Origin of the sequence: Allobosea thiooxidans, from assembly GCF_900168195.1 — a bacterium.
Lineage (GTDB): Bacteria > Pseudomonadota > Alphaproteobacteria > Rhizobiales > Beijerinckiaceae > Allobosea > Allobosea thiooxidans.
The window spans coordinates 138,628-154,932 of sequence record NZ_FUYX01000005.1; the positions used below are offsets into that span (position 1 = coordinate 138,628).

13 protein-coding genes are annotated in these 16,305 nt (G+C 67.8%); 10 read left to right on the forward strand and 3 right to left on the reverse strand.

Annotated elements, in window-relative coordinates; all coding sequences use genetic code 11:
- Nucleotides 1–56 precede the first annotated feature (56 nt).
- The 7 genes from kdpB to B5Y19_RS11175 all read left to right on the forward strand — a co-directional run bounded on the left by kdpB (nucleotide 57) and on the right by B5Y19_RS11175 (nucleotide 10,020).
- The gene (gene kdpB / locus B5Y19_RS11145; protein ID WP_079591482.1) at nucleotides 57–2,108 is read left to right on the forward strand and encodes a potassium-transporting ATPase subunit KdpB; all 2,052 of its coding nucleotides are present in this window, start codon (nucleotides 57–59) and stop codon (nucleotides 2,106–2,108) included.
- Nucleotides 2,109–2,121: 13 nt separating this feature from the next.
- Nucleotides 2,122–2,691 (forward strand): potassium-transporting ATPase subunit KdpC, encoded by a 570-nt coding sequence (gene kdpC, locus B5Y19_RS11150; RefSeq protein WP_055729583.1) that lies wholly within the window; start codon nucleotides 2,122–2,124, stop codon nucleotides 2,689–2,691.
- A gap of 65 nt (nucleotides 2,692–2,756) precedes the next feature.
- Complete coding sequence (locus tag B5Y19_RS11155; RefSeq protein ID WP_079591483.1) at nucleotides 2,757–5,453, forward strand: DUF4118 domain-containing protein; 2,697 nt, start codon at nucleotides 2,757–2,759, stop codon at nucleotides 5,451–5,453.
- Nucleotides 5,450–6,142: a response regulator transcription factor gene (locus B5Y19_RS11160; RefSeq protein WP_055729581.1), complete on the forward strand. Its 693-nt coding sequence runs from the start codon at nucleotides 5,450–5,452 to the stop codon at nucleotides 6,140–6,142. Before B5Y19_RS11155 ends, B5Y19_RS11160 begins: the two co-directional genes overlap by 4 nt.
- Before the next feature lie 5 nt (nucleotides 6,143–6,147).
- On the forward strand, nucleotides 6,148–6,594 hold the full coding sequence (locus B5Y19_RS11165) for a PTS sugar transporter subunit IIA (protein ID WP_055729580.1): 447 nt from the start codon (nucleotides 6,148–6,150) through the stop codon (nucleotides 6,592–6,594).
- A gap of 190 nt (nucleotides 6,595–6,784) precedes the next feature.
- On the forward strand, nucleotides 6,785–7,456 hold the full coding sequence (locus tag B5Y19_RS11170) for an invasion associated locus B family protein (protein WP_055729579.1): 672 nt from the start codon (nucleotides 6,785–6,787) through the stop codon (nucleotides 7,454–7,456).
- A 167-nt stretch (nucleotides 7,457–7,623) separates the two neighbouring features.
- A complete protein-coding gene (locus B5Y19_RS11175) occupies nucleotides 7,624–10,020 on the forward strand; it encodes a thiamine pyrophosphate-binding protein (RefSeq protein WP_055729578.1) in 2,397 nt (798 codons plus the stop codon).
- 104 nt (nucleotides 10,021–10,124) lie between these two features.
- Here B5Y19_RS11175 and B5Y19_RS11180 read toward each other — a convergent pair whose 3' ends face one another.
- Together B5Y19_RS11180 and B5Y19_RS11185 are read right to left on the reverse strand one after the other, a co-directional pair.
- On the reverse strand, nucleotides 10,125–10,430 hold the full coding sequence (locus B5Y19_RS11180; protein WP_055729577.1) for a hypothetical protein: 306 nt from the start codon (nucleotides 10,428–10,430) through the stop codon (nucleotides 10,125–10,127).
- Between the two features lie 164 nt (nucleotides 10,431–10,594).
- The gene (locus B5Y19_RS11185; RefSeq protein ID WP_139384359.1) at nucleotides 10,595–11,686 is read right to left on the reverse strand and encodes a hypothetical protein; all 1,092 of its coding nucleotides are present in this window, start codon (nucleotides 11,684–11,686) and stop codon (nucleotides 10,595–10,597) included.
- 432 nt (nucleotides 11,687–12,118) lie between these two features.
- Here B5Y19_RS11185 and B5Y19_RS11190 point away from each other — a divergent pair, with 432 nt between their 5' ends.
- Together B5Y19_RS11190 and B5Y19_RS11195 are read left to right on the forward strand one after the other, a co-directional pair.
- Complete coding sequence (locus B5Y19_RS11190; RefSeq protein ID WP_055729575.1) at nucleotides 12,119–13,153, forward strand: aspartate-semialdehyde dehydrogenase; 1,035 nt, start codon at nucleotides 12,119–12,121, stop codon at nucleotides 13,151–13,153.
- Nucleotides 13,154–13,405: 252 nt separating this feature from the next.
- Nucleotides 13,406–14,263, forward strand: a complete 858-nt coding sequence (locus B5Y19_RS11195) for a DMT family transporter (protein WP_280174382.1) — start codon at nucleotides 13,406–13,408, stop codon at nucleotides 14,261–14,263.
- A 12-nt stretch (nucleotides 14,264–14,275) separates the two neighbouring features.
- Here the strand turns inward: B5Y19_RS11195 and B5Y19_RS11200 are convergent, their stop codons facing one another.
- On the reverse strand, nucleotides 14,276–14,944 hold the full coding sequence (locus B5Y19_RS11200; protein ID WP_055729573.1) for a TetR/AcrR family transcriptional regulator: 669 nt from the start codon (nucleotides 14,942–14,944) through the stop codon (nucleotides 14,276–14,278).
- 144 nt (nucleotides 14,945–15,088) lie between these two features.
- On the opposite strand from B5Y19_RS11200, the gene B5Y19_RS11205 reads away from it, so the two are divergent.
- Nucleotides 15,089–16,288: an HlyD family secretion protein gene (locus tag B5Y19_RS11205; protein WP_079591484.1), complete on the forward strand. Its 1,200-nt coding sequence runs from the start codon at nucleotides 15,089–15,091 to the stop codon at nucleotides 16,286–16,288.
- Nucleotides 16,289–16,305: the final 17 nt, after the last annotated feature.

Sequence of the window (16,305 nt, forward strand, 5' to 3'; positions counted from 1 at the left end):
GCTTGCCGCGGTCTGACCCCCAAGGGGTCCCGCGCAGGCCCGACGGAGCCTTCGTCATGAGTCATCCAAGATCCGGCAGCATCCTCGATGCCCGCATCCTCGTCCCGGCGCTCGATGGCGCCTTCCGCAAGCTCGATCCGCGCAGTCTCGCCAGGAACCCGGTGATGTTCGTCGTCGCCGTCGTCACGGCGCTGACCACGATCCTGCTGCTGCGCGACTGGCTCGCCGGGGCCGCCCATCTCGGCTTCTCCTTCCAGATCGTGCTCTGGCTCTGGTTCACCGTGCTGTTCGCCAATTTCGCCGAAGCGGTCGCCGAAGGGCGAGGCAAGGCGCAGGCGGATTCGCTGCGCAAGACCCGTGCGGAAACACAGGCGAAGCTGCTCAACGGCGCCGATCGCAGCAGCTACACGCTGGTGCCCGGTCCGAGCCTGAAGCTCAATGACGTCGTGCTGGTCGAGGCCGGCGACATCATCCCCTCCGACGGCGAGGTGATCGAAGGCATCGCCTCGGTCAACGAGGCGGCGATCACGGGCGAATCCGCACCGGTGATCCGCGAATCCGGCGGCGACCGCTCGGCCGTCACCGGCGGCACGCAGGTGCTGTCGGACTGGATCCGGGTGCGCATCACCGCGACGGCGGGCTCGACCTTCATCGACCGCATGATCGCGCTGGTCGAGGGCGCCGAGCGGCAGAAGACGCCCAACGAGATCGCGCTCAACATCCTGCTCGCCGGCATGACGCTGATCTTCGTGCTGGCGACGGCGACGATCCCGAGCTTCGCCAGCTATGCTGGCGGTGCGATCCCGGTCATCGTCCTCGTCGCGCTGTTCGTGACGCTGATCCCGACCACGATCGGCGCGTTGCTTTCAGCCATCGGCATCGCCGGCATGGACCGTCTCGTGCGCTTCAACGTGCTCGCCATGTCCGGCCGTGCCGTCGAGGCCGCCGGCGACGTCGACACGCTGCTGCTCGACAAGACCGGCACGATCACGCTCGGCAACCGCCAGGCGACGGCCTTCAAGCCGGTCCGCGGCGTCAGCGAGCACGATCTCGCCGATGCAGCCCAGCTCGCCTCGCTCGCCGACGAGACGCCGGAAGGCCGCTCGATCGTCGTGCTCGCCAAGGAGCAGCACGGCATCCGGGCGCGCGACCTCGTCGGGCTCAACGCCCATTTCGTACCCTTCACCGCGCAGAGCCGGATGAGCGGCGTCGATCATGACGGCTCCAGCATCCGCAAGGGCGCGGTCGATGCGGTGCTCGCCCATGTCCGCGCCAGCGGCGGCGAGGCCGAAGCGGCGCGCGAGGTGCAGGGCATCGCCGAGGAGATCGCCAAGGCCGGCGGCACGCCGCTCGCCGTGGCGCGCGACGGCAAGCTGCTCGGCGTCATCCAGCTCAAGGACATCGTCAAGGGTGGCATCCGCGAGCGCTTCGCGGAGCTGCGCCGGATGGGCATCCGCACGGTGATGATCACCGGCGACAATCCGATGACCGCCGCCGCCATTGCGGCCGAGGCCGGCGTCGACGACTTCCTCGCCCAGGCCACGCCCGAGAACAAGCTCGCGCTGATCCGCGAGGAGCAGGGCAAGGGCAAGCTCGTCGCGATGTGCGGCGATGGCACCAACGACGCCCCGGCGCTCGCCCAGGCCGATGTCGGCGTCGCCATGAACACAGGCACGGTGGCGGCGCGCGAGGCCGGCAACATGGTCGATCTCGACAGCGATCCGACCAAGCTCATCGAGATCGTCGAGATCGGCAAGCAGCTCCTGATGACGCGCGGCGCGCTGACGACCTTCTCGATCGCCAACGACATCGCGAAGTATTTCGCGATCATCCCGGCGATGTTCATCGCCTTCTATCCGCAGCTCGGCGGGCTGAACTTCATGCAGCTCGCCACGCCACAGAGCGCGATCCTCTCCGCCATCATCTTCAACGCGCTGATCATCGTCGCGCTGATCCCGCTCGCGCTGCGCGGCGTGAAATATCGGCCGGTCGGTGCCGGCGCGCTGCTCTCGCGCAACCTGCTTGTCTATGGCCTCGGCGGCATCATCGTCCCGTTCATCGGCATCAAGGCGATCGATATGGCCGTCACGGCCGTCGGCCTGATCTGAAGGATTTCCAGCCATGCTGAAGCAAATTCGCCCCGCGATCGTGATGATCGTCGCGCTCACCGCCATCACCGGCCTCGCCTATCCGCTGGCGATGACCGGGGTCGCCCAGGCGCTGTTCCCGCGCCAGGCGGCCGGCAGCCTGATCGAGAAGGATGGCAAGGTGATCGGCTCCGAGCTGATCGGCCAGGCCTTCACCGAGGCACGCTATTTCCACGGCCGGCCCTCGGCCGCCGGCGACGGCTACAACGCCGCCAGCTCCGGCGGCTCCAATCTCGGCCCGACCAATCCGAAGCTGATCGAGCGCATCAAGGCCGAGGTGACGGCGCTGAAGGCGGAGAATCCGCAGGCCGCCGTGCCGATGGACCTGGTCACCGCCTCGGGCAGCGGGCTCGACCCCCATGTCTCGCCGGAGGCAGCCTATTTCCAGGTGCCGCGCGTCGCCAAGGCGCGCGGCCTCGGCGAGGCCGACCTGCGCAGCCTGGTTGCGGGCCATGTCGAGGAGCGCCAGTTCGGCATCCTCGGTGAGCCCGTCGTCAATGTGCTGAAGCTCAACCTCGCGCTCGATGCGGCGACCGCGAAATAACGCTAAGAAGAGCGCGACGGCCGGAGCGATCCCGCCGTCGTGCCGTTGAGGACCGATCTCCCGCCATGCCGGACGAGCTTCGCACCGAGCCGCCAAGGCCGTCGCCGGATGCGCTGCTGGAGCAGGTCCGCGGCGAGACGCGCGGCCGGCTGAAGATCTTCCTCGGCGCCGCGCCCGGCGTCGGCAAGACCTACGAGATGCTGCTCGCCGGCCGGGCACGCCGGGCCGAAGGCGTCGACGTCGTCATCGGCGTCGTCGAGACGCATGGCAGGCGCGAAACGCAGGCGCTGATCGAAGGTTACGAGACGGTGCCGCGGGCGCAGGTCGCCTATCGCGGCCAGAGCGTCGAGGAGATGGACCTCGACGCGGTGCTGGCACGGCGGCCGCAGCTCGTCCTGGTCGATGAGCTCGCCCATACCAACGCGCCGGGCAGCCGCCATCCCAAGCGCTATCTCGATGTGCTGGAGCTGATCGAGCGCGGCATCGACGTCTACACCACGCTCAACATCCAGCATGTCGAGAGCCTGAACGACGTCGTCGCCCAGATCACCCGCATCCGCGTCCGCGAGACGGTGCCCGATTCCGTCATCGACCGGGCCGACGCGATCGAGATCATCGACCTCACGCCCGAGGACCTGATCAAGCGGCTGAACGAGGGCAAGGTCTATCTGCCGGAGACGGCCAAGCGCGCCGTCTCCAACTATTTTTCGCCCGGCAACCTCACCGCGCTGCGCGAGCTCGCATTGCGGCGCACGGCGCAGCGCGTCGACGATCAATTGCTCAGCCATATGCAGGCCCATGCGATCTCCGGGCCATGGGCCGCCGGCGACCGGCTGATCGTCTGCATCGACGGCAGCCCGCGCGCAGCCTCGCTGGTGCGCCATGCGCGCCGCCTCGCCGAAAAGTTGAGAGCTTCCTGGACGGCGCTGCATATCGAGGCGCCGGGTCGCGCGCGGCCTTCGGAAGCGGAGAAGGACCGGCTCTCAGCGGCCATGCGGCTCGCTGAACAGCTCGGTGGCGAGGCGGTGATCCTGCCGGGCGAAAGCGTGCCGGAAGAGGTCCTGCGCTATGCGGCCGCCAAGAATGTCAGCCATATCGTCATCGGCGCGTCGGGCGCCGCGCGCTGGCGCGAGCTGCTCTTCGGCTCGGTGGCGCAGGCGCTGATCCGCGACGCCGGCGACATCAGCATCCATGTGATTCCGGCCCAGGAAGCCGGCTCCGGCGAAGGGCGCGCCGGCGGTGGCGGGCAGCGCTTCGAGCCAGGGGACTATCTCGCAGGCCTGGCCTTCGTCGCCGTGGCGGTCGGCATCGGCATGCTGCTGCATCTGTTCCTCGACGTGCGCAACATCGCGCTCGTCTTCCTCATGGCGGTGCTTGCCTCCGCCGTGACGGCAGGCTTGTGGCCGGCGCTGTTCACCTCGGTGATCGGTGCGCTGGCCTTCAATTTCTTCTTCCTGCCGCCGCTCTACACGCTCGTCATCGGCGACCCGGAGAGCGTGCTCGCCTTCGTCTTCTTCCTGGTGGTCGCTCTCATCGCCAGCAACCTCACCGCCCGCGTGCAACGGCAGGCGGCGGCGGCGCGCCAGCGGGCGCGGACGACCGAGGATCTCTACCTGTTCTCGCGCAAGCTCGCCGGGACCGGCACGCTCGACGACGTGCTCTGGGCGAGCGCCTACCAGATCGCGGCGATGCTGCGCGTGCGCGTCGTCATCCTGCTGCCGGAGGACGGGCGCATCGCGGTCCAGGCCGGCTATCCGCCCGACGATACGCTCGACGAGGCCGATATCGCCGCGGCGCATTGGGCCTGGGAGCATGACCGCCCGGCCGGGCGCGGCGCCGACACGCTGCCGGGCGCGAAGCGATTCTATCTGCCGTTGCGGACTGGGCGGGGCGCCATCGGCGTTATCGGGCTCGATTCCGACCGACCGGGCGCGCTGCTGACGCCCGAGCAGCAGCGCCTGTTCGATGCGCTGGCCGACCAGGCGGCGATCGCGATCGAGCGCGTCCAGCTCGCCGCCGATGTCGACAAGGCGAAGCTCGCCGCCGAGGCGGACCGGCTGCGCTCGGCGCTGCTGACCTCGATCTCGCATGATCTCAAGACGCCGCTGGCCGGCATCATGGGCGCGGCCGGAACGCTGCGCGACTATGGCAAGGCGATCCCCGAAGCGGATCGTTCCGAGCTGCTGGGAACGGTCGTCGAGGAATCGGAACGGCTCAACCGCTTCATCGCCAACCTGCTCGACATGACGCGGATCGAGGCCGGCGCGATGGAGCCCAACTATGCCCTGCTCGATGTCGGCGACGTCGTCGGCGCGGCGTTGCGGCGCGCCGAAGGCATCACCCGCGGCCACGCGATAGAGCTGTCGCTGGAGCCCAACCTGCCGATGCTGCGGCTGGATCCGGTGCTGTTCGACCAGGTGCTGTTCAACCTCGTCGACAACGCCGCGAAATACGCCCCGGCAGGGACGGCGATCGGCGTCCATGCCCGTGCGGCAGGCGATATCGTGGTCCTGGACATCCTCGACGAAGGGCCCGGCCTGCCTCCGGCCGATCTCGAACGGATCTTCGACAGCTTCTACCGGGTCGGGAAGGGCGATCAGGTCCGCGCCGGCACCGGGCTCGGCCTCGCGATCTGCCGCGGTTTCGTCGAGGCGATGGGCGGCACGATCACCGCCGCCAATCGCGACGGCCGGCAGGGCGCGGTGTTCACGATCCGCATGCCGATCCCGGCCGAGGCCCGCCAGATGAAGGTATTGCCATGACCACGATGGCCGTCCGTGTGCTCGTCGTCGACGACGAACCGCCGATCCGCAAGCTGCTGCGCGTCGGGCTCGGGACCGAGGGCTACACGATCAGCGAGGCCGGCAATGCGAAGGACGCGATCGCCCGGATCGAGGCGGAGGAGCCCGACCTCGTGCTGCTCGATCTTGGTCTCCCCGACATGACCGGGCAGGAGCTGCTGCGCCTGTGGCGCAGCGAAGGGCGCACGCTGCCGGTCGTCATCCTGTCGAGCCGCACCGACGAGACCGGCATCGTCCAGGCGCTGGAGGCCGGCGCGGACGACTACGTCACCAAGCCGTTCGGGATGCGGGAGCTCGCCGCGCGGCTGCGCGTCGCGCTGCGCCACAAGCTGCAGCAACAGGGCGAGAAGCCGGTCTTCCGCACCGGCGCGCTTTCGGTCGATCTCGTCCGCCGCATCGTGCAGGTCGGCGGTGCCGAGGTGAAGCTGTCGCCCAAGGAATACGACATCCTGCGCGCCCTGGTGCAGCACGCCGGCAAGGTGCTTACGCACCGGCACCTGCTGAAGGAGGTCTGGGGTGGCAACGAGGATGTGCAGTATCTGCGCGTCTACATCCGGCAGCTGCGCCAGAAGATCGAGCCGACCCCCGAGCAGCCCTTCTACATCACCACCGAGCCGGGCGTCGGCTACAGGCTGCGCGAGAGCGACTGAGAACGATGGACATCTCCGAACTGATCGGGCCCGGCTCCGTGCTGACCGGGCTCAAGGCGGCGTCGAAGGAACAATGCCTCGATCTCCTCGCCCGGCATGCGGCTTCCGCCACGGGCGTGGCGAGCGACATCATCGCGGCTGCGCTGAAGCGCCGGGAAGCACTGGGCTCGACCGGGATCGGCGGTGGCATCGCCATGCCGCATGCGCCGATCGCCGGCTTCTCCGCACCTTTCGGGCTGGTGGCCTGCCTGGCGAGGCCGGTCCCGTTCGACGCCGTCGATGGCGAACCGGTCGATATCGTCTGCCTGATCCTGACCCCCGAAGGCGGGCAGGGGCAGCATCTCAACGCGCTCGCCTGCGTCGCCCGGCGCCTGCAGCGACAGGAGGTCCGCGAGGCGATCCGCCGCGCGCGCCATCCGCAGGAGATTCACGGGGCGCTGTGCCGAAGTTGAGGCCCGACGATTGTCGAGGCGAGTCGTGGAAGGCACGAGGTGTGCCTGATTTCATTCATTCCGGTTTAAGTCTTTGTTCGATTGACTGAGCTCGTTGTGAGATTAAGGGCAGAAATCGGTGGTTTCACCCTTTCTCTCGATTGAGCTTTCTGCAATATCGCTGGTGATATCTTCACCAGACCATAGCGCCATGCCTCGCCATCATTTCCGCAATGTCTCTTTCGCTGTCCTTGCCCTCGTGGCCGGGGCCCTTGCCGCCGCGCCCGCGCTGATGGCGCAGGAAGCGCCTGCCGCGCCCCAGCAACGCCCGGTTTCCCGCCCGGCTGCCAAGCCGGCGGCGAAGCCGACCCAGCCGATCGCGCAAAACCAGGCCGCTCCGAGCGTCGGCCAGCCTGCGGCTCAGAATGCGACACTGCCCAACGGCGCCAGCGCGATCAACGAGACCTATGGGGACTGGACGGTCGATTGCCGGATCAACAACGGCCAGCGGCTTTGCGTCCTGATCCAGTCGCAGGGCAACAGCCAGACCGGACAGCGTGTCTTCGCCATCGAGCTGCGCTCGCCGAAGGACGGGCGCACCGAGGGCACGATCCTGATGCCGTTCGGCATGAAGCTGGAGAACGGCGCCGTGCTGCGCCTCGACGACAAGGACCTTGGGCAGGGGCTGCGCTTCTCGACCTGCCTGGCGCAGGGTTGCCTGCTGCCGGTCTCCTTCCCGACGGTCGCGACCGACGCCTTGAAGACGGGCAAGGCGCTGACGGTGGCGGCGCTCAACCTGTCGAACAACGAGGCGGTTTCCTTCAACGTGTCGCTGAACGGCTTCGCCGCCGCCTTCGAGCGCATCGCGCAGATCGACAAATAGCCGGCAATCCCGCCCGGGCTGCGGCCGCCTGTTTTGGCGATTTCCGCTGGCGTGGCGGGACGCAGTAGTGAAACTCGCTAAAGTGGCTCGGCGGGACACAGAAATTTGGCTCGTTCTGCCAGTGCTTCCGTGCATGATCGGAAGTACTGGGAGTTCGGGCCAAAACGATGACACAAGATCCGCGCCTGCCGTTTCTCGCCGAGCTGGAGAGGAAGATCCTCTGGCTCGCCTCGTGGACGATCCATAACGCCAACCACATCCGGCCGAACGAGGACGGCATGAAGGTCGGCGGACATCAGGCTTCCTCCGCCTCGCTCGCCACGATCGTGACCGCCCTCTACATGGCGGCGCTGAAGCCGCAGGACCGGGTGGCGGTGAAGCCCCACGCCTCGCCGATCTTCCACGCCATCAACTATCTGATGGGGCTGCAGACGCGCGAGAAGCTTGAGAATTTCCGCGGCTACAAGGGCGCGCAGAGCTATCCTTCCCGCACCAAGGACATCGACGATGTCGACTTCTCGACCGGCTCGGTGGGCCTGGGCGTCGCGCAGACGCTCTTCTCCTCGCTGACGCAGGACTATGTGAAGGCGCATGGCTGGGCGAAGGATCGTCCGGAAGGCCGCATGGTCTCGCTGATCGGCGACGCCGAGCTCGACGAGGGCAATATCTTCGAGGCCCTGATGGAGGGCTGGAAGCACGGCGTCCGCAACACCTGGTGGGTGATCGACTACAACCGCCAGTCGCTCGATGCGGTCATCCGCGAGGGACTCTACGACCGCTTCGAGACGATGTTCCGCAATTTCGGCTGGGATGTCGTGACGCTGAAATACGGCTCGCTGCAGCAGGCGGCGTTCAAGGAAAAGGGCGGCGAGCGGCTGAAGGCCTGGATCGATTCCTGCCCGAACCAGCTCTATTCGGCGCTGACCTTCCAGGGCGGCGCTGCCTGGCGCAAGCGCCTGATGGACGATCTCGGCGACCAGGGCCCGGTGACGAAGCTGATCGAGAAGCGCTCGGACGCCGAGCTCTCGAAGCTGATGTGCAATCTCGGCGGCCACGACCTGCCGTCGCTGCTCGAGGCCTTCGAGAGCATCGACCACGACCGGCCGGTCTGCTTCCTCGCCTATACGGTGAAGGGCTTCGGCCTGCCGCTCGCCGGGCACAAGGACAATCATGCCGGGCTGATGACCAAGGAGCAGCTCGACGGCTTCCGCAAGGCCAACGACATCCGGCCGGGCCATGAGTGGGACCTGTTCGAGGGGCTCGGCCTGCCCGAGAGCGAGCTCCGCGGCTTCCTCGACAAGGTGCCGTTCTTCTCGGAAGGGCGCCGGCGCCTCAGCGCCGCCAAGTTGCCGGTTCCGGAAACGCTGCCGGCCGGCATCCAGGCGACGATGTCGACGCAGATGGGCTTCGGCAAGGTGCTGGACGAGCTGGCCAAGGCCGGTGGTCCGCTGGCCGACCGCATCGTGACGACGGCGCCGGACGTCACCGTCTCGACCAATCTCGGTCCCTGGGTGAACCGGCGCGGCCTGTTCGCGCGTGCCTCGATGGCCGACACCTTCAAGGACGAGCGCATTCCCTCGATGCAGAAATGGGAGTTCTCGCCGCAGGGGCAGCATATCGAACTCGGCATCGCCGAGATGAACCTGTTCATCAACCTCTCGGCGCTCGGTCTGTCGCACTCGATCTTCGGCGAGCGGCTGATCCCGATCGGCACGCTCTACGATCCCTTCATCTCGCGCGGCCTCGATGCGCTGAACTATGCCTGCTATCAGGATGCCCGCTTCATGGTGGTGGCGACGCCGTCGGGCGTGACGCTGGCGCCGGAAGGCGGGGCGCATCAGTCGATCGCGACGCCGCTGATCGGCATGAGCCAGGACGGTCTCTGTGCCTTCGAGCCGGGTTTCGTCGACGAGCTCGCGGTGATGATGCGCTGGTCCTTCGACTATCTGCAGCGCGACGGCGAGGGCGACCCCGACGAGCGCACCTGGCTGCGCGACGAGACCGGCGGCTCGGTCTATCTGCGTCTTTCGACGCGGCAGGTCGAGCAGCCGAGCCGGACGATGACGCCGGAACTGGAGCGCGAGATCATCGACGGCGCCTATTGGCTCCGGAAGCCGGGGCCGAACGCCTCTGTGGTCGTGGCCTATACGGGGGCCGTCGCGCCCGAGGCGATCGAGGCCGTCGGATTGTTGTCCGAGGACCGCCGCGATGTCGGCCTGCTCGCCATCACCTCGGCCGACCGGCTCAATGCCGGCTGGCAGGCGGCGGAGCGGGCGCGCCAGCGCGGCAACCACGCCGCAACGAGCCATATCGAGCGGCTGCTTGGCGCTCTCTCGCGCGATTGCGGGATCGTCTCGGTGCTGGACGGGCATCCGGCGACGCTGGCCTGGCTCGGCAGCGTGCATGGCCACAAGCAGAAGGCGCTCGGCGTCGAGCATTTCGGCCAGACCGGCACGGTCGCGGATCTCTACCGGCATTTCGGCATCGACGCGAACGCGATCGTCCACGCCGCCAACGCCGCCTCGCCCGGCCGGCCGGTGCGCTATCTCAAGGCGCTGCCCTGAGATAGCGACGTCATGGTTGGGCTTTACCCGACCATCCTGGAAACCAGAGGGCTCTGGTCAGGAGATGCTCGGGGCAAGCCCGAGCATGACGGTGTTGCTCTGGCTCAGAAGCGCGGCGTCGCGAAGGTGTTGGCGAAGGGATTGGTGCCGGCGCCGATGCGGCCGGGCAGGGTGCCTTCGCCGTAGAATTCGCCGGTGTTGGCGTAGATCGGTGTCGCCGACATGTGCTGGCTGGCGTAGCGGTTCAGCGAGCCGACCGGCACGACATTGCCGGGATCGAGATAGCTGCGCTTCTGGATGATGACGCGCAACGGGCCGCGGCGATTCTGCGCTTCGGCGATCGTGGCCATGACGGTCGACGCCGCCAGAGCGATGGTGAGGACGGTGGCAACACGCTTGAACGACATCATGGCGGCGATCTCCGGGGAGTGGACGCTCCACTTGATGTAGGCATCCTAAAACCGGCGAAAAGACTAGCACCCTGTCGTTAACAACTTTGTTAGAGCCGATTCGATCCGCCCGAGTCGATTCGGCCGCTGGATGCGTGTTCCGCATGGGTTGGTTCGCACCGACCTCAGGGCTGGCGGCGAGCCGGCCTGGGGCGGGGCTTGGGCAACTCGGCCGCGATGCGCGCGGGCTCGGTGCCTGCCGTCTTCATCCTCAGGGCAGGCGCGCTGGCGTCCATGTCGAGCGATGATGTCCTGGAGGGACGTGACGGCGCGCAGCCGGCCTGGCGCTTGAGCTCGCTGCGGGCGAAGAGGCCGCGCAGCTCCTGATCGGCGCCGCCGGCGAGGTCCAGCCGGTCGATCAGGCAGCTCAGCTGCCGGCGGTCGCCCGGCCGCGGCGCGGCGCACCACCAGCCGCTCATGGCGAAACGGGCTTCGCCGGGCGGCGTGCGGAACGCCACGCAGGCACGGCTCTCCGCTCCTGCGGCAAGAACGATGTCGGCCGTTTCCAGCGGGCCGAAACGGGTTTCGATCGGGGCGGGCGCGCTGCTGCGCTCGACGGCGAGGCCGCGCAAGGCAGCCTCGGTGGCCAGGGCGACCATGAAGGAGCGGGCGCCGGCAGCCGCGCCTTCCCCGGTCGCCAGGCGTAGAGCAAGGTGCGGTTTCGGTTCCGCGAAGCTGCCGAAGCTCAACAGGTCTTCGCGCCGATCGCCGTCCTGGCTGCGGCGTGCTTCGAGGAGCGGCGCCTCGCGTCCCAGCTCCGGGGCCTCCAAGTTGAACACCGCCGTCGGACGAGGGATCGCGACCCAGTCCTCGGCCATCGCGGCCGTGCGTACCCGGCGCGGGGACGTCCCCGGCTGCTCCGTGACGTTCGTCGCCGGCAGGGTCAGGCTGGCCAGCTGCAGCTGGTCCTCGTCCTTCGCTGCGAGGCCGGTGACCAGCGCGGCGGTCAGGCCGATGCCGGCCAGCGCTGCGGCGCAACGCCAGGCGAATGCACCGGTGATGCCGAGGCGTGCCGGAAGGTGGCGGCCGGTCCGCATGCACCAGCGCGCGCCGGTCTCGATTCGGTCGGCGGATGTGATGAGGAACGGGACGAGGTCGATCGCGGCCAGCCTTGCGCCGATGATCCGGCCGAAGGCGGCCGCCCGCGCGAGGCCGGGGCCGAACCGCCGGAGCCCCGCCTGCACCATCGAGACTGCATCGATCGAACGCAACCGCAACCCGTAACTCCCGCGCCGTGCCCCGACGGCACTCGTCGTCCACCCGTCGGCAGGCTGGCGGCGAAGAGTCGCCCGCCGGTTACTGCCGGCGACCGATCGGTCGATAGCGTGAACGGGCGGTCAACGAGCAGGGTTAACGGCGGGGGAGATTGACTTTTCGGCGCCGCGGGTGTTCTGACATGGTGCGGTGCAAGGTTGCGCCGCGCGCGAAGTTTTCAGCCCTTCGGGATTGGCTCTGTGACTGTCCGTCTGACGACGACGAAACTCACGACCAAAACGACGACCGGGAAAGCCGGTACGTCGCGCTGACGCTTCGCCTCGGTTCCGGGTCCATCTCCCCCCGGCGGGGGCAGATCGCCGAACCTGCCCGCAGACCGGGCGGGGCGGCCCCAAAGGGAGATCCGAACCGCTTAATCCGCAAAGGATCAGATCATGAGCTTCAAGGTCGCTGTGGCCGGCGCTACCGGCAATGTGGGCCGCGAGATGCTGGACATTCTCGCCGAACGCGCTTTCCCGGTCAGCGAGGTCGTGGCGCTCGCCTCGTCCCGTTCGGTGGGGACGGAGGTTTCCTTCGGCGACAGGACGCTGAAGGTGAAGGCGCTCGAGCATTACGACTTTTCCGACACCGACATCTGCCTGATGTCGGCCGGCGGCGAGGTCTCGAAGGAGTGGTCGCCCAAGATCGGCGCCCAGGGCGCCGTCGTGATCGACAATTCCTCGGCTTGGCGCATGCACCCGGACGTGCCGCTGATCGTGCCGGAGGTCAACGCCGCGGCGACCGCCGGCTTCTCCAAGATGAACATCATCGCGAACCCGAACTGCTCGACCGCGCAGCTCGTCGTGGCGCTGAAGCCGCTGCATGACCGCTTCGGCATCAAGCGCGTCGTCGTCTCGACCTACCAGTCCGTCTCCGGCGCGGGCAAGGAAGGCATGGACGAGCTCTTCAACCAGACCCGTGCGGTGTTCTCGGCCGGGGAGGTGACCAACAAGAAGTTCCCGAAGCGCATCTCCTTCAACCTCATTCCCCATATCGACGTCTTCATGGAGGACGGCTTCACCAAGGAGGAATGGAAGATGGTGGTGGAGACCAAGAAGATCCTCGATCCCAAGATCAAGCTGACCGCGACCTGCGTGCGCGTGCCGGTCTTCATCGGCCATTCCGAGTCGGTGAACATCGAGTGCGAGAAGCCAGTCACCGCCGAGGAGGCGCGCGAGGTGCTGCGCACCGCGCCCGGCATCCTCGTGATCGACAAGCACGAACCCGGTGGCTACATCACTCCGCACGAGGCGGCCGGCGAGGACGCGACCTATATCTCGCGCATCCGCGAGGATGCGACGGTCGAGAACGGCCTCGCCTTCTGGTGCGTCTCCGACAATCTGCGCAAGGGCGCGGCCCTCAACGCGATCCAGATCGCCGAGGTGCTGGTCAACCGCAAGCTGATCCAGCCGCGCAAGCAGGCGGCCTGAACCGGCTTCGGTCATCAGTTCCATGAAGGCGGGCTTTTGAGCCCGCCTTTTTCGTCGGAGGCCTCCGGCGCTTCGCCCGCAGGGCTTCCGGCGCATGGAGAGCTTGCCTTCTTTGCGCAGCGCGGTGCTAGCCGACCCGGCTAGAGTGCTGCCGCGAACACCAATCCCATCAAGTCCTTGCCGCAACCCCTCCCACCCGATTCCAAGCCCAGGCCGGCCGCTCCCGCTGCCTCGCTGCGACGCGACAACGGTTTGCTCGGCATCGGCCTCATGCTGCTCGCGACGATCTTCCTTTCTGCCGGCGATGCGGCGTCGAAATATCTGGCGACGAGCGTGCCGGCGCTGCACATCGTCTTCCTGCGCTATGCGATCTCCGGGCTGATCCTGCTGGCGATCGTCGCCGTCAGGAACGACTGGGGTCTGTTCCGGACGCGGCGGCCCGGCATGCACCTGCTGCGCGGCTGCGGGGTGATCGGCTCGTCGATGCTGTTCGTCTCGTCGTTGAAGCAGTTGCCGATCGCCGATGCGACGGCGACGAGCTTCGTCGCACCGCTGTTCGTCACCGCGCTGTCCATTCCGATGCTCGGCGAGCGCGTCGGCTGGCGGCGCTGGCTGGCGACGCTTGCGGGCCTGATCGGCGTGTTGATCGTGGTCAGGCCGGGCGGGGCAGGCTTCCAGCCCGCATCGCTGCTACCAGCCATCTCGGCGCTCTGCTGGGCCTTTTCCCTGATCGTGACGCGTATGATGAGCGGCAGCGAGAACGCGATCGCGACCGTGACCTATTCGACCGTCTTCGGCGCGCTGGTGATGACGTTGCTGCTGCCGCTGCACTGGGTGACGCCGACCTGGGAGATCGCCTGGGTCGGCCTGTTCATCGGCGCGGTTTCGACCGCGGGCCATTGGCTGGTGATCCTGGCGTTCCGCTATGCCGGCGCCTCGCTGCTGGCGCCGTTCTCCTACGTCCAGCTGTTCTGGGCCTCGCTGTTCGGCTTCCTGCTGTTCGCGGCGCTGCCGGATCTCTGGACACTGGTCGGCGCGGTGATCATCGCGGCGTCGGGCCTCTATACCGCGCATCGCGAGCGCATCCGCGCCAAGCAGGTGCTGGGCTGAGGCTGGGAGGCTTCAGTCGCGCGGCCTGACGCCGTAGCGCGCCATGAACATCGCGATCGCCTCGCCGACGACATGCCGGATCTCCGCCTCGCTCGGGGGCGTGCGGACCGCGTTGAACAGGCGCGGGCGCGTCAGCGTGGACTGGCACAAATCGATGAACTGGACCGCGGCGAGGTTGGTGTCCGCGATCACGAGCTTGCCCTCGGCCACCATCCGGTCGAGATAGCGGGAGATGAGGCCGGCGCCCAGCATCGGGCCATTCTCGTAGAAGCCGCGCCCCAGATCCGGCATGCGCTCGGCCACGCCGATGACCACGCGATGGGCGCTGACGGCGAACTCGCCATTGATCATGCGCACCAGGCACAGGCCGAAATTGCCGAGCGCCCGGACGGGATCGGAATCATCGTTCAGGGCCTCGAAGGCTCCGCGCTTCTGCGCTTCGCGCTCGCGCTCGATCAGGGCGACGAAGAGATGTTCCTTGTCCTGGAAATAGACGTAGAGCGTGCCCTTCGACACGCCCGCCGCCGCGGCGATATCGTTCATGCTGGCGGCGTCGAAGCCGCGCGCGGTGAAGACCTGATGAGCCCCGTCGAGAATCTGGCGGCGTTTGTCGGGATCGGCGCCGGCCACGCGGCGATTGCGGGCGCGGGTGCTCTCGGTGGCTTCAGGAACGTCTGACATCGCTTCCAGGCGGGAGTTCGTCCCGTCATGTCCTCGTAAAAATAATCGAACCAACCGGTTCGATTTGACTTGATATGCCTCATCACCCGGTTTATTTCAAGCGCAATCGAACCGACTGGTTCGAATTGACAGGCAGGACGCACGATGTCTGCAGACACCGCTTCCGAGACCCGACGCGATCGATTGAAGCTCGTCGACGCCACGGCCGAAACCGCACAGCCGGCCGAGCCCGCTACCGCCCGCAAGGCCCATGGACCGCAAGGCCAGGAGGCGCCTGCCGCCGCCAAGGCCGGGGCCGGCCGGGCGCCGCTGAAGCGCGGCATCCTGACGGTCGTGGCGGCCGCGGCCGTCGGCATCGGCCTCTGGTATGGCGTCGACTGGTGGCGCAATGGCCGCTTCATCGTCTCGACCGACGACGCCTATGTCGGCGCCGAGATGGCGACGATCTCGGCGAAGCTCGCCTCCCACATCACCTCCGTCTCCGTGGTCCAGAACCAGGAGATCAAGGCCGGGCAGCCGCTCGTCGCGCTTGATGATGGCGACTGGCAGATCGCGCTCGACAGCGCCCGCGCCAAGACGGCGACGGCCCGCGCGACGCTGGCGCGGATCGACAGCCAGATCGATGCTGCGGGCGCCGCGCTCGCCCAGTCCAAGGCCCAGCAGATCTCCGCCGAGGCGGCCGTCACCCGCACCGCCGCCGATTTCGACCGCGCCAGCAGCCTTGCGGCAAAGTCCTATGGCTCGCAGGCGGCGCTCGACGCGGCCACCGCCGCGCGCGACCAGGCGGTAGCCTCGCTGGCGAGCGCGAAGGCCGGCGTCGTGCAGGCGCAGGCCAATATCGAGGTGCTGAAGGCGCAGCGCGTCGAGGCGGCCCGCCAGATCGACGAGCTCAAGGTCGCCGAGCAGAAGGCCGAACGCGATCTTTCCTTCACGAGGATCGCGGCGCCGATCGACGGCCTCGTCGCCAACACCAATGTCCAGCTCGGCGATCTCGTCGGTACCGGCAAGCGGCTGATGTCGATCGTCCCGCTCGACCAGGTCTATGTCGACGCCAACTTCAAGGAGACCCAGATCGGGCCGTTGAAGATCGGCGACAAGGCGACGGTCACCGTCGACGCGCTGCCCGGCCAGGTCTTCCACGGCACAGTGAGCGGCATCGCCGGCGGCACCGGCTCGGTCTTCACCCTGCTGCCGCCCGACAACGCGACCGGCAATTTCACCAAGATCGTGCAGCGCGTACCGGTGCGCATTGCGCTCGACCGGGAATCGGCCGGCAGGCACGTGCTCAGGCCGGGCATGTCGGTGGTGGTCTCGATCGATCCCCGCCCCGGCAGCCAGAGCTGATCCCATCCCGAGGAGGC

Excerpts from the sequence above, each read along its gene's own strand:
- B5Y19_RS11155 (WP_079591483.1), top strand. The coding sequence starts at position 2,757 with ATGCCGGACGAGCTTCGCACCGAGCCGCCAAGGCCGTCGCCGGATGCG.
- B5Y19_RS11180 (WP_055729577.1), bottom strand. The coding sequence starts at position 10,430 with ATGATGTCGTTCAAGCGTGTTGCCACCGTCCTCACCATCGCTCTGGCG.
- B5Y19_RS11170 (WP_055729579.1), top strand. The coding sequence starts at position 6,785 with ATGCCTCGCCATCATTTCCGCAATGTCTCTTTCGCTGTCCTTGCCCTC.
- B5Y19_RS11165 (WP_055729580.1), top strand. The coding sequence starts at position 6,148 with ATGGACATCTCCGAACTGATCGGGCCCGGCTCCGTGCTGACCGGGCTC.
- kdpB (WP_079591482.1), top strand. The coding sequence starts at position 57 with ATGAGTCATCCAAGATCCGGCAGCATCCTCGATGCCCGCATCCTCGTC.
- B5Y19_RS11160 (WP_055729581.1), top strand. The coding sequence starts at position 5,450 with ATGACCACGATGGCCGTCCGTGTGCTCGTCGTCGACGACGAACCGCCG.
- B5Y19_RS11175 (WP_055729578.1), top strand. The coding sequence starts at position 7,624 with ATGACACAAGATCCGCGCCTGCCGTTTCTCGCCGAGCTGGAGAGGAAG.
- kdpC (WP_055729583.1), top strand. The coding sequence starts at position 2,122 with ATGCTGAAGCAAATTCGCCCCGCGATCGTGATGATCGTCGCGCTCACC.
- B5Y19_RS11200 (WP_055729573.1), bottom strand. The coding sequence starts at position 14,944 with ATGTCAGACGTTCCTGAAGCCACCGAGAGCACCCGCGCCCGCAATCGC.
- B5Y19_RS11190 (WP_055729575.1), top strand. The coding sequence starts at position 12,119 with ATGAGCTTCAAGGTCGCTGTGGCCGGCGCTACCGGCAATGTGGGCCGC.
- B5Y19_RS11205 (WP_079591484.1), top strand. The coding sequence starts at position 15,089 with ATGTCTGCAGACACCGCTTCCGAGACCCGACGCGATCGATTGAAGCTC.